The following is a 13,466-nucleotide window of genomic DNA, read 5'->3' on the forward strand; positions in this document are numbered from 1 at the left end:
GAAGAATCTCAAACGGTTATGTTTAAAAAAATATTTCTTTTGCTATTGCTCGCACACAGTCTTGTGGCGCAAGTAGCGAAGGTTGATTCTGGACAACTTAATGGGGCAAGATACCGTATTCTTTTTCCTCCCAACTGGAAAGGTAAATTGGTGATGTATGCACATGGGTATGAGTTTATGGGTACGAAACCGCTACAAAGCCAGAACCCTGAGTTTATCAGTCGCATGAGTCCATTCTTGTCAAGAGGTTTTGCTGTGGCTGCGTCTGATTACCAATACCAAGGTTTTGCGCTTCCGCAAGGGGTAGATGATACCGAAAGTTTAAGGCAATATTTTGTGAAGCAATACGGAAAACCTGACTCTACGTTTATGGTTGGACATTCGATGGGCGGTGGTATTACGGTGGCTACTATCGAAAATTTTGGCGAAAACTATCACGGAGGTTTACCACTTTGTCCTTTGTCAAGTAGACCTTATTTACAGTGTCGCAAAGAATTTGACATGTATGCGACCTTCAATGGGCTGTTTCCAGGCATAGTGCCATCACTCAAAGAGATTTTTGATTTAAGCAAAAAGCCTAGTCCAAGTGAAGGAGGTCGTGCAATGGTCGCAAAGGCGATGGCTATTCGTAAGGCAATTGTTAGTAAAGATTCGCTTTTGGCGGTGGCTTTTGCCAAACGTTTTGATTTAAAACTAGATGATTTGCCATTTTCGCTATTTTTTAATGAAAATGTACTCAGGGACTTAGCTCAAAAATCGGGTGGAAATCCTTTTGATAATACCAATACCGTTTACAGTGGCTTTCCAGATAATGATTTAGTCAATCATAAAGCAGAACGATTGGAGGCAAATGTAAATCCGAATATGATTTTTGGAAAATATGATCGAACAGGCAATATCAATAAACCCGTCTTTTTGCTCCACACTGTTTATGACCAATTGATTCCGCCGACTTATGGCGTAGTAAATTTTGAAAATATGGTGCATCATCAGCAGAAAGACCAGTTTTTCAAAGTGCGATATACCACAGGACAAGGGCATTGTGTATTTACGGCTCAACAAACGGGTACTGCATTTGATGAATTGCGAAACTGGGTAAAATCGGGTCAAAAACCAGCTGGAGATATTTGGATGAAATAAACACTTGTAGAAAGATATGATTGATATTCAGAAAGTTGTTGCTATTGATGTACATACGCATGCCGAAGTATCGTGTTGTCAACCTCACGATGATTATCGTAGTGAGTTTGATGAAGCTTTTGCGAAATATTTCAAATCAGATAAACGCCCTACGATTCAGGAAACGGCAGATTATTATCGTGAGCGTAATATGGCCTTTGTAATGTTTACGGTAGATTCAGAATTTAATGTTGGAAAACGCCGAATTCCGAATATCGAAGTAGCTGAAGGCGCATTAAAGAATGATGATGTCATGATTGCTTTTGCGAGTATCGACCCTCATAAAGGACGTATGGGAGCACGTGAAGCAAGAGATTTGATTGAAAATTATGGCGTCAAAGGCTTTAAGTTTCATCCGACAGTACAGGGTTTTTATCCACAAGATAAAATGGCGTATCATTTATACGAAGTCATTGCTGAATACCAATTGCCAATGCTTTTTCACTCAGGACATTCTGGATTTGGAAGTGGGGTTCGTGGCGGTGGCGGACTTCGGTTAGAATACTCAAACCCGATTCATTTGGATGATGTAGCGATAGACTTTCCTGATTGTCCGATTATCATTGCGCATCCGAGTTGGCCTTGGCAGGACGAAGCCTTGTCTGTGGCCATGCACAAACCCAATGTGTATATTGATTTGAGTGGCTGGTCGCCCAAGTATTTTCCGCCACAATTAGTTCAGTATGCCAATACCTTACTCAAGGACAGAATGCTTTTTGGAACAGATTTTCCCTTAATTACTCCAGAAAGATGGATCAAAGATTTTGACGAAGCTGGTTTCAAAGAACAAGTAAAACCTTTGATCCTGAAAGAAAATGCCATTAAGATGCTTAAGCTACAAAAGAATTGAGAATTGCGAATGAGTGAATTGTGAATTTTTTAAAGTGGAATAATTCACAATTCACTCATTCGCAATTCTTAACTAAATCAATAATTTATGTCCCACTTAACGTTGAATCAACCTGCGAAGATGACTTCTTTGCAATATAGTAGCATATTGGTTTGTTTTTTGATGAATATGCTAGATGGTATGGATGTGATGGTTATTTCGTATGCAGCACCAGCTATCACCAAAGCGTGGAATATCGGCGCAGAAGCGTTGGGGTTGGTATTTAGTTCGGGATTGGTGGGAATGTCGGTTGGTGCTTTGATGATTGCACCTTATGCAGATCGATTTGGTCGCAAAAAAATGATGATAATAAGTGGGCTTCTCATGGGAGTTACCATCTTTATTACCTCTTTTGCTGGCTCTATTAATCAATTGATTTTCTTTCGTTTTATCAATGGTCTTGGAATTGGGTGTATGCTGGCAAGCACCGCTGCACTAACTTCTGAGTATGCACCAAGTAAAACTAAAGATTTTTGGGTGAGTTTTGCGCTATCAGGCTATCCGATTGGTGCCGTTTTATCAGGAATTGTAGCGGCCAAAATTATTCCTACTTATGGTTGGCATTCGATTTTTCAATTAGCAGGATGTTGTACATTAGCTTCTGTACCAGTAGTTTACTTCTTTCTGGCAGAATCTTTAGAATTCTATTTAAAGTCTCAGCCCCTTGGAGCTTTGGAAAAAGCCAATGATTTACTCGTGAAAATGGGAAGAGAATCCATTTCAACATTACCCGAAAAACCACAGGTTCATCAGAAAGTACCAATTAAATTATTATTAAGTCAAGAATTTAGAATTTCAACTTTTCAATTATGGATAGCTTTGTTTTTATCCTTTGCCACACTCTATTTCTTGACCAGTTGGATACCAAAATTGGCATCTACCGCAGGACTATCTATTGAGCTTGCCATTTATGCTGGAACCGTTTTTAACTTAGGAGCATTTGTAGGAATCATTACGCAAGGATATTTTTCAAGTAAATATGGATTGAAAAAAACGATAGGAACCATATTGGTGCTAACAGCGATTTTGATGGCCATTTTCAAGGTCTTTGTTGGAACAGATTGGATACTCTTGGTATTCGGACTACTTGGGTTTGGTATACAAGGAGGCTTTGTAGGTTTGTATGCCGTTTCGGCACGTATATACCCAACCGAATTTCGAACTACAGGCGTTGGTTGGTCAATTGGGATTGGTCGACTAGGAGGCATTATTGGTCCAGCCGTTGGTGGAGTTTTAATTGGATTAGGATTATCAATGAGTACCAACTTCTTGATTTTTGCTATTCCAACAGCCCTTGCAGGACTTATGACTTGGTATTTGTCAACTGATAAGGTTAGTTAAAAAGTTAGAGGGCTAATTACTTTTATTTATTTTCAGTACTTTATCATGCTAAAGTATGTTTGATAATTTTATATGGTTTTTGTTGAGAAAACAAAATTTCCATTCGCCACTGCTTACTTTTCTTGTCTTGACACAAGAAAAGTAACAAAAGAAAGTCAAGAAATCCTAAACTCGCCTGCGGCTCAAACAATAGGATTTCATAAAATCAAACACATAAAATCATGATTAAAGACAAAAAATTATGATTTCCTGAAATCTACGGGCTAAAAGCATTTACCGCAGATTTTAAATTCTGTAACCTTACAGCATTTAGTTATCGTAAGAAAAAGCATCAGATACTCAACAAGAATTTAAGTTATGATAACGGAAAAATTGATTCCTGATACCTTACAGATACGTGAGGAAGGGGATATTCTATGGATAGGGCTCAATCGTCCAGACAAGCGAAATGCCTTTAACGATGCGTTGATATTAGGTATTGAAACTGTTTTCGAAAATATTCCTTCGCATATTCGTTGTGCCATAATTTATGGAATTGGCAAGCATTTTTCATCAGGTTTGGACTTGTCTGAGCTGAAGGAGAGAGATGCGGTTCAGGGAGTTTTTCATTCAAGAATGTGGCATCGAGTGCTCGAAAAAGTGCAATATGGACCTGTACCCGTAGTTGCAGTATTGCACGGTGCAGTAGTTGGTGGTGGTTTGGAATTAGCAGCGGCTTGCCATATTCGAGTGGCTGATAAAAGTACATTTTATGCTCTTCCCGAAGGACAAAGAGGAATATTTGTTGGGGGTGGCGCTGCTGTTCGACTACCCAAATTAATCGGTATGGCTCGTATGACTGATATGATGCTTACGGGTCGTGTGTATTATGCCGAGGAAGGTGAGAGGATTGGTATGGCGCAATACTTGGTTGAGGAAGGACAAGGGAAAGAAAAAGGAAAAGAGGTTGCTCAAAAAATAGCCTCAAACGCTGGAATGACCAATTATGCCCTTACACATGTATTGCCAAGAATTGTTGACAGTGGGCAAAGTGAAGGACTTTTGTTAGAAAGTATGATGGCTGCCATAGCGCAAAGTGCTCCTGAAGCAAAACAACGATTAAAGGATTTTTTGGAGGGACGAGCCAAAAAAGTAGGAGAATAAATCATCCCTTTTTCCCAAAACATTTTACCTCTTTCAAGTTATGGCGTTCAAGAATGTAGCTTTTGGCCCAACCCAAACTATCAAGGTTCATCATCCTGATGGCAGTATTTTATTTCGTTTAAATAGTGAATTGAATTCCTTCCCTGAAACTATTACTGATAGACTCAAGGAGTGGTCGCTTTTGCAAGCTTCCAAAACTTTTCTTGCTCAACGTAATCAAGCAGGTGATTGGCAACAATTAAGCTATGGTGAGACGTATTTACAAATGTGTTCGGTAGCGCAACATTTGTTAGATATGGGTTTTGGTGACTCTGACTCAGTGGTTATTTTGTCTGAAAATAGCCTTGAACACGCACTATTGGCATTAGCTTCGGTACATATCGGTATTCCGTATTCACCGATTTCGCCTGCGTACTCTTTGGTGTCGGAAGACTTTTCTAAACTTCGCCATTGTTTGGAGAAAATGACTCCAAAACTTGTTTTTGTACAGTCTGAACAAGCCTATTCAAGAGCTATTCATTTTATCAAAACTCATTTTCCCGCTACTCAAATTCTTGTTGCTGAGGGAGTAAGCTATCCTCACATAGAAGACTGGAGATATAGTGAATTTACCGATAAGGTCGAAAAAGCGCATCGGAAAGTTACGGGTGATACCGTTGCTAAAATACTTTTTACTTCAGGGTCAACAGGATTGCCTAAAGGAGTCATTAATACACAGCAAATGTGGTGTGCTAATCTTCAGCAGATTACACAGAGTTTTCCTTTCATGAAGGAACAAGCACCTGTTTTTATTGATTGGCTACCTTGGAATCATACTTTTGGAGGTAATCACAATTTTGGATTGGCACTTCATAATGGCGGTACACTCTATATAGACGACGGAAAACCTAGTAGTAAGGGTATTGAAGAAACCGTAAAAAACCTTCGAGAAATATCTCCTACGGCTTATTTTAATGTTCCAAAGGGCTTTGAAATGTTGATTCCCTATTTGGAAAATGAAGAACAATTAAGAAATACTTTTTTCAAAAATCTTCAAATTATTTTTTATGCAGGCGCTAGTTTGGCACAACCTATCTGGAATAAGTTGGAGGAACTAGCCATTCAGACCATCGGTGTAAAAGTGCCTATTGTGACAGGTTTAGGCTGTACAGAATCAGGCCCTTCGGCCCTTTTTGCCAATTGGGGTGGTGCATTTTCGGGCTTGTTAGGCGTGCCAGTAGCAGGCTTAGAAGTCAAGTTGGTGCCCACTGGTGATAAATTTGAGGCAAGATATCGTGCTCCTAACGTAACTAAAGGCTATTGGCGAAATGCTGATGCTACTTCACAGGCATTTGATGAAGATGGTTTTTATAAAACAGGAGATGCAGTAAAGTTTTTGGATGAAAATAATCCCGATAAAGGATTGGTGTTTGATGGCAGAATAGCCGAAGATTTTAAGCTCTCAACAGGTACGTGGGTGAATGTTGGCGTTATGAAAACCAAGATTATTTCTTCTGGTTCGCCCATTATTCAAGACGTAGTGATTGCTGGGCTCGATCAAGACTATATTGGTTTGATTTTATTCCTGAATTTGGATGCTTGTCAAACGTTGATAGGAAGTGCTGAGAATATCGCACCTAATCAGTTGTATGAGCATAGTGTAATTCAACAATTTCTAGAAAACTGGATGAATGAGTTTAACCAACAAGCCACGGGTAGTTCCAACAGAATTGGAAAGATTATCGTAGCACAGGAGCCACCTTCGATTGACAAAGGCGAGATTACCGATAAAGGATCGCTCAACCAACGAGCTGTTTTATCCAATCGAAAAGCTTTAGTCAGTCAATTGTTTAGTCATTATGAATAAATATTTTTCAAAAAGCTGACAGCCCATCGCCGAAAGCAACAACCCATATCCCTCAATCGTCAGTAAAGGTTTATTTCTATTAAATTATTATCCAAAAAACCATTCATACGAGCATATTGCTCAATCATATTCCTTTTAAAATCCCCTTTTATTGACGTATTGAGGGTTTTTCTTTTTTACGATGAATATACAATCAAACATATTTCTTATTTCTGGTGGTGCTTCAGGGCTAGGATTGGCTACCGCACAAAACATTATTTCGCAGGGCGGAAAAGTTATTTTACTAGACATAAATGAACAAGCGGGGCAACATGCTCAAGTAAGTTTGGGCAATTCAGCACTTTTTTGCAAAGCTGATATTGTAGACGAAAAACAGGTAATGCAAGCCATTGAAAAAGGCTTGTCTGTATTTGGACAAATCAACGGGGTCATCAATTGTGCGGGTATCGGTCCTGCCAAAAGAGTTGTAGGCAAAGACGGTCCTCATGATTTAGATTTTTTTCAAAAAGTCATTCAAGTCAATTTAGTAGGTGTATTTAATGTACTTCGTTTGGGTGCAAATATCATGCAACATAATACGCCAAACGAACAAGGAGAAAGAGGAATCGTAATCAATACAGCCTCGGTAGCTGCCTTTGATGGACAAATCGGACAGGCGGCCTATTCAGCTTCTAAAGGTGGCGTGGTAGCGATGACCCTACCAATTGCTCGTGAATTTGCTCGTATGGGTATTCGAGTGATGACCATTGCTCCCGGGATTTTTGAAACGCCTTTACTTGCTAATTTGTCTAGCGAAGCACAAGCATCTTTGGCACAACAAATTCCTTTTCCCTCAAGACTTGGAAAACCTGAAGAATTTACGAAATTGGTACAACAAATCATTGAAAACACCATGCTCAATGGCGAGGTAATTCGTTTGGATGGGGCTATTAGAATGGGAATGAAATAATACAAAACCTTTTACTATGAAAAAAATACTTACCTGTATATTAGGCATTATACTCGGATATACAGCTCATGCACAAGAAGTTATCCGATTATACGAAGGTAAAGCCCCAGGCTCAGAAAGCTGGACTTGGCAAGAATCAGTGTTAACCAATGCTAATTGGGGTGGTCGAACAGCCTATAATATCGTTGACCCAACTATTACTGCCTATTTACCTAACCCTAACAAAGCAAATGGTACTGCTATTGTAGTTGCGCCAGGAGGAGCTTTTCATACTTTATCAATTGACAATGAAGGCGTTGATGTAGCAAAATGGCTAAATGAAAGAGGTATTGCTGCTTTTGTTTTGAAATACCGAGTAGCACGCTCTTTTACAGATAATCCCATTACCGAAATCATGGGTAAAATGAGTAATATGAAAGCGCTCGACCAAGAAAATGCGGCTGTGATTCCTTTGGCTACACAAGATGGGCGTAAGGCGATTCAATATATCCGCCAGAATGCTGAGAAATTTCATGTCAATCCAAACAAAATCGGCATGATGGGATTTTCGGCAGGAGGAACCTTAACCATGTCGGTAGTTTATACAGCCAACGATGCTGAAAGACCCAATTTTGTTGCCCCTATTTATGCGTACGGAAAAGCTATTTTAGGAAATAAAGTCCCAACTCAGCCTACGCCGATTTTTGTGGCAGCCGCTTCGGATGACCAATTAGGTTTCACCTTACTCAGCTCTTCGATTTACAGCAAATGGACTCAAGCCAAACAACCAGCCGAGTTACATATTTACGAAAAAGGTGGTCATGGATTCGGTATGAGTAAGAAAAATATTCCTACCGACACATGGATCGAACGCTTTGGAGATTGGCTACAATTGCACGGACTGACAACTCCCGAGCCGCCAGCACCAGGATTAGCGTTCTTCTGTGAAATAAAAGTTTTACTAAGCGAGGCTCTTACGGTAGGTCAAACACCGCATGGACTACGACGCATCATTCCAATTGTTGGAGGTACTTTCGAAGGTCCAAGTATCAAAGGAGAAGTATTGTCTGGAGGTGCTGACTGGCAAATTGTGAGAAGCGATGGCGTGGCAGAACTAGATGCCAACTACCAAATCAAAACGGATGATGGAGTGATTATTTATGTAAAAAATAATGGATTGAGAGTTGCATCACCTGAAATAGCCGCTAAAATTGCCAAAGGCGAGAATGTTGACCCTTCGCAATATTATTTTAGAACTATTCCAAAACTAGAGGCGCCCAAAGGAAAATACGATTGGGTAAATAATAGCTTATTTTTATGTAAAGGTATCCGCAAGCCCGACCATGTTTTGATTCAAATTTGGGCGGTTAAATAGAATTAAAGTAAACAGGCACAAAGTGATAAAAGCTGTAAAACAACTATTCACTTTGTGCCTTAGTGCCTTTTCACTTAACCCTTTTTAAAACATATCTATCCAAAAAACACATTTGATTTATGAAAAGATTTTTATTACTGCTAATTACTTGTCTGTTTTTCAGTCAAATAAAGGCTCAACGAACTGCTGGCAAGGTCGAAAGCTTTGTGATTAATGCTAAAACCTTACAAAATACAGGTGGAGAAAATGCTAACCGTAAAATCTCGGTATATCTTCCTCCGAATTATGAAAGTACACAAAAACGATTTCCTGTGGTGTACTATTTACATGGCTTCATGGGCAATGATAGCATTACAACAGGCATGAAGGCGATTCTCGACAAAAGTATTGCTCAAGCTAAAATTCGTCCTTTTATTTTAGTTATTGCAAACCATTATACTCTTTTTGAAGGAAGTTTTTATAGTAATTCAACTCTCACGGGTAACTGGTCTGAATTTGAAGCCAAAGAGTTGGTGGAAGCGATTGACCGTAAATACAAAACTATCGCAAACCGTAATAGCAGAGGTATTGGTGGTCATTCGATGGGCGGTTATGGTGCTATCAAAATTGGGATGTTGTATCCAGAAGTATTTAGTTCGGTGTATGCCATGAGTCCAGGGTTATTGATGATGGTCAAAGAGTTTGGCGCCAATAGCGATTCATTTAAGGAACTTTCTAAAATAAAAACGGTCGAAGAGTTAAGAAAAACCTATTATCCAAAAGTATTGGTTGCCGTGGGTCGAGCTTGGTCACCCAATCCTGCTAATCCTCCTTTTTACTGTGATATGCCTTTTACGTATCAAGGCGATAGTCTGCAAGTCAATCAGACGGTTGTTGATAAATGGAATGCTAATTTCCCTGTATTGATGGTAGATAAGTATGCCGATAACCTTCGTAAACTAAAAGCCTTAAAATTAGATTGGGGAAGAAACGATGCACAACGCTTTCCAATTCAGTGTGGAGCCTTTAGCCAAAAATTAGAAAACCTTGGTATTGAGCATTTTGCAGAGGAATATATTGGAAACCATGTGAACAAAATTTGGACAAATGATGGTAGAGTTTTGAATGATTTGCTCCCATTTTTTAATGACTATCTCGTTTTCGAATAACATATACGCTCGATAATATGCTCGCTCTATTAGGATTTTCGACCATTGCTATCTTTTTATTTTTAATCATTACCAAAAGACTCTCGGTGATTACTGCTTTGGTAATCGTGCCACTTTTGGCAGGAATTATTGCGGGGTTTTCTCCTAAAGAATTAGGAGAAATGATGCTAGCAGGTATGAAGCAGGTAGCGCCTACAGGCATCTTGCTAACTTTTGCGGTACTATATTTTGCTACTATGCTCGATGCTGGACTTTTTGACCCAGTGGTCGCTTTTATCATCAAGTATGTAAAAGGCGACCCCCTCAAAGTTATTCTTGGCACAGCCATACTAACCATGATTGTACATTTGGATGGCGACGGTACCGCTACTTTTATGATTGTACTTTCGGCTTTTTTACCCATTTATAAACGGCTAAAAATCAATCGTTTGATATTGCCATGTATTGTTGCGCTGAGTGTTGGACCTATGCACCTCGTACCTTGGTCTGGGACTTCGGCACGAGCTATTTCTACACTCAAATCGGATGCTGTACATATTTTTAACCCTAATATTCCTGCAATATTGGCAGGGCTCGCATGGGTATTATTTGTGGCGTATTTTTTGGGAATGAAGGAAAGAAAACGATTGGGGATAGTAGATTTTGCCTATAATCATCAAGAAAATCTTTCTGAACACGAGAGAAGTTTGCGTCGTCCAAAACTCATTATCCTCAATGCTATCTTGACGATTAGTTTAATTGTGGTATTAATCAAAGGACTCATTCCTGCGCCTGTTTTGTTTTTACTGGCTAGTATGTTGGCACTTCTAATCAACTATCCACGATTGACTGACCAACAAAAAGTATTGCGTGGTCACGGCATGAATATTTTTCTCGTATCGAGTATGATATTCGTGGCAGGAATCTTTTCGGGGATTCTTACAGGAACCAAAATGATTGATGCCATGGCAAACGAGTTAGTCTCGTTGATTCCTCAACATCATGCCAATCTTTTACCTTTACTTACAGCTATTACGAGTTTGCCAGCGAGTATCCTCTTCACGCCAGATGCCTATTATTTTGGCGTAGTGCCTATTTTGAGTCAAACCGCAACACAATTTCATTTAGATTCTTTAGAAATAGGACGTGCTGCATTGCTTGGACAAATGACGGTGGGCTTTCCGATTAGCCCCTTAACGGCATCTACTTTTTTATTGATTGGTTTGACAGAAGTTGATTTGGGGGAACATCAAAAATTTACCTTCAAATGGGCTTGGGGTACCACCCTTGTGATGACGATTATGGCTTTACTGACAGGTTCGATACATATTTAGCAAATGAAAAAAGAAAAAATAAGAATAGGATGCGGAGCGGGTTTTTCGGGAGATAGAATAGAACCAGCGCTTGTATTAGCTGAACAAGGAGAATTGGACTACCTCGTGTTAGAATGTTTAGCAGAAAGAACAATTGCTTTAGCTCAAAAAAGAAAATTACAAGATGCTACCAAAGGGTATGATCCACTTCTGGAGAAGCGAATCAAATCATTATTGCCATTATTAGTCAAAAATCAAATAAAACTCATCACGAATATGGGGGCGGCGAACCCACTGGCTGCCGCCCAAAAAGTCATTGAGATAGCTCAAGAACTACAATTGCCCATTAAAGTTGCCGCCGTGACAGGCGATGATGCTAAACAATGGGTAAAAAATAGCTCCACCCATTTTACCATTTTGGAAAATGGTCAAGCGTTAAATGACTATGAGGTTATTTCTATCAATGCGTATATGGGTGTTGAAGGAATTTTGGAGGCTTTAGAGTATGATGCACAAGTAATTATAACAGGAAGAGTATCAGATCCCTCATTATTCGTAGCCCCGATGGTTCATGAATTTGGATGGCAAATAGATGATTTTGATTTGTTGGGAAAAGGCACCGTGATTGGACACTTACTCGAATGTGCAGGACATATCACTGGTGGATATTTTGCCGAACCCATCATGAAACCGATAGAAGGATTAGAAAATCTGGGACATCCTTTTGCCGATATTTATGCCGATGGTTCAGCAATCATTAGTAAAGTAAAAGGTACTGGAGGCAAAATTACTTTGCAAACTGCCAAAGAACAGCTTTTATACGAGGTCATAAATCCGCATGAATATTATACTCCTGATGTAATTGCTGATTTTACGACAGTCAAATTAGAAGAAATTGGTGAAAATCAAATTTGGGTAACAGGTGGTACAGGCAAAACCAAACCGTCAACTTACAAAGCAAGTGTTGGTTATAAAGCATTTTACCTTGGAGAAGGTGAAATTTCTTATGCTGGATTCAACGCCGTCGGGCGAGCCAAACTAGCGGGTGAAGTTTTATCACAAAGACTAAAACCTCAATTCGAAGCATTTAGAATAGATTACATCGGCTTAAATTCCATCTTTCGAGAAGAATTTAGTGCTAAAATGAAAGTCGAAGAATCCTATTTACCTGAAGTAAGATTGAGAGTCTCGGGAAAAGCCACAACTGCCCGCGAAGCTTCATTGATTGGAGAAGAAGTCGAAGCGCTTTATACCAATGGTCCTGCAGCTGGTGGGGGTGTACGAAAAAATGTGAATGAGGTAATAGGGATTGTCTCTATTTTAGTTGACAGAAATTTATTGAAAGCAAACGTAGACATTTTAAGCGCATGAAACTTTACGAAATAGCCCACAGCAGAGCAGGCGACAAAGGCAATACTCTTACGCTATCATTAATTCCTTTCAAGGAGTCTGATTATGAGCTACTTTGTACTCACATTACTGCACAAAAAGTGCAACAACACTTACAAGGTATCGTAGAAGGAGAGATTATTCGGTACGAATTACCCAATATTTCATCACTACTATTTGTATGTCAACAGGCATTATTAGGTGGGGTTACGACATCGTTGGCAATCGATACTCATGGCAAAACTTTGAGTTATGCACTGCTGGAAATGGAGATTTAATCATGCCATTTTCCCTAATTATCTAGGGAAACTATTCTAAATACCTTACCCAAATTTTCATACTCTTAAATACATCAATTCTAACATTCTTGTAAGATTTGATGTATTTTTTTGTATCCAAAAGAAGTTTATCATACATTTGTATCGTATACGATATAATTGTAAAAAATTAAAATAATGGATCAAAAATTCTATGATTTGTCAGCTAAAACACCTGCTGGCAAGGAAGTATCAATGTCTGAATTTGCAGGTAAAGCTGTATTAATTGTCAACACGGCAACCAAATGTGGATTGACACCACAATTTGAAGGTTTGGAAGGTTTGCACCAAAAATACAAAGATCAAGGTTTAGTCGTTTTGGGATTTCCATGCAATCAATTTGCTGGGCAAGAGCCAGAAACCAATGATACCATCGAGCAAGTTTGTCAAATGAATCATGGCGTAACTTTCCAGTTGATGGCAAAATGTGACGTAAATGGAGATGAGACTCATCCTGTTTTCAAATATCTAAAAAGTAAAAAAGGAGGATTGTTCGGTAGCCGTATCAAATGGAACTTTACTAAATTTCTGGTTGACAAAAATGGAAAGGTAGTGAAGCGCTATGCACCCGTTACCAAACCTGAGGCTATTGAAGACGATATTCGTAAAGTATTGTAGC

Annotated in this window: 12 protein-coding genes; all 12 read left to right on the plus strand. The window is 39.2% G+C overall.

Going from position 1 to position 13,466, the window contains the following annotated elements:
* Positions 1–18: 18 nt before the first annotated feature.
* The 12 genes from GVN22_RS15655 to GVN22_RS15710 all read left to right on the plus strand — a co-directional run bounded on the left by GVN22_RS15655 (position 19) and on the right by GVN22_RS15710 (position 13,465).
* Positions 19–1,140 carry a S9 family peptidase gene (locus GVN22_RS15655; RefSeq protein WP_166551948.1) on the plus strand — a complete coding sequence of 374 codons (1,122 nt, stop codon included), beginning with the start codon at positions 19–21 and terminating at the stop codon, positions 1,138–1,140.
* A 16-nt stretch (positions 1,141–1,156) separates the two neighbouring features.
* Entirely contained in the window at positions 1,157–2,029 is an 873-nt protein-coding gene (locus GVN22_RS15660; RefSeq protein ID WP_205690921.1) for an amidohydrolase family protein, read from the plus strand.
* A gap of 87 nt (positions 2,030–2,116) precedes the next feature.
* Positions 2,117–3,409, plus strand: a complete 1,293-nt coding sequence (locus GVN22_RS15665) for an MFS transporter (protein WP_166551949.1) — start codon at positions 2,117–2,119, stop codon at positions 3,407–3,409.
* 357 nt (positions 3,410–3,766) lie between these two features.
* Positions 3,767–4,552 (plus strand): crotonase/enoyl-CoA hydratase family protein, encoded by a 786-nt coding sequence (locus tag GVN22_RS15670; protein WP_166551950.1) that lies wholly within the window; start codon positions 3,767–3,769, stop codon positions 4,550–4,552.
* Between the two features lie 40 nt (positions 4,553–4,592).
* Positions 4,593–6,398, plus strand: coding sequence for a feruloyl-CoA synthase (locus GVN22_RS15675; RefSeq protein ID WP_166551951.1), 1,806 nt, complete (start codon positions 4,593–4,595; stop codon positions 6,396–6,398).
* A gap of 181 nt (positions 6,399–6,579) precedes the next feature.
* Complete coding sequence (locus tag GVN22_RS15680; protein ID WP_166551952.1) at positions 6,580–7,347, plus strand: 3-hydroxyacyl-CoA dehydrogenase; 768 nt, start codon at positions 6,580–6,582, stop codon at positions 7,345–7,347.
* Positions 7,348–7,363: 16 nt separating this feature from the next.
* Positions 7,364–8,701 carry a DUF3237 family protein gene (locus GVN22_RS15685; protein WP_166551953.1) on the plus strand — a complete coding sequence of 446 codons (1,338 nt, stop codon included), beginning with the start codon at positions 7,364–7,366 and terminating at the stop codon, positions 8,699–8,701.
* A 119-nt stretch (positions 8,702–8,820) separates the two neighbouring features.
* Positions 8,821–9,849: an alpha/beta hydrolase family protein gene (locus GVN22_RS15690; protein ID WP_166551954.1), complete on the plus strand. Its 1,029-nt coding sequence runs from the start codon at positions 8,821–8,823 to the stop codon at positions 9,847–9,849.
* A gap of 17 nt (positions 9,850–9,866) precedes the next feature.
* Positions 9,867–11,162 (plus strand): CitMHS family transporter, encoded by a 1,296-nt coding sequence (locus GVN22_RS15695; protein WP_166551955.1) that lies wholly within the window; start codon positions 9,867–9,869, stop codon positions 11,160–11,162.
* 3 nt (positions 11,163–11,165) lie between these two features.
* The gene (locus GVN22_RS15700) at positions 11,166–12,512 is read left to right on the plus strand and encodes an acyclic terpene utilization AtuA family protein (RefSeq protein ID WP_166551956.1); all 1,347 of its coding nucleotides are present in this window, start codon (positions 11,166–11,168) and stop codon (positions 12,510–12,512) included.
* Positions 12,509–12,808, plus strand: coding sequence for a hypothetical protein (locus GVN22_RS15705; RefSeq protein WP_166551957.1), 300 nt, complete (start codon positions 12,509–12,511; stop codon positions 12,806–12,808). Before GVN22_RS15700 ends, GVN22_RS15705 begins: the two co-directional genes overlap by 4 nt.
* 177 nt (positions 12,809–12,985) lie before the next feature.
* Positions 12,986–13,465, plus strand: coding sequence for a glutathione peroxidase (locus GVN22_RS15710; protein WP_166551958.1), 480 nt, complete (start codon positions 12,986–12,988; stop codon positions 13,463–13,465).
* Position 13,466: the final 1 nt, after the last annotated feature.

The organism is Cellulophaga sp. BC115SP, assembly GCF_009905545.1.
In the GTDB taxonomy this organism is placed as follows: Bacteria; Bacteroidota; Bacteroidia; order Cytophagales; family Spirosomataceae; genus Flectobacillus; species Flectobacillus rivi.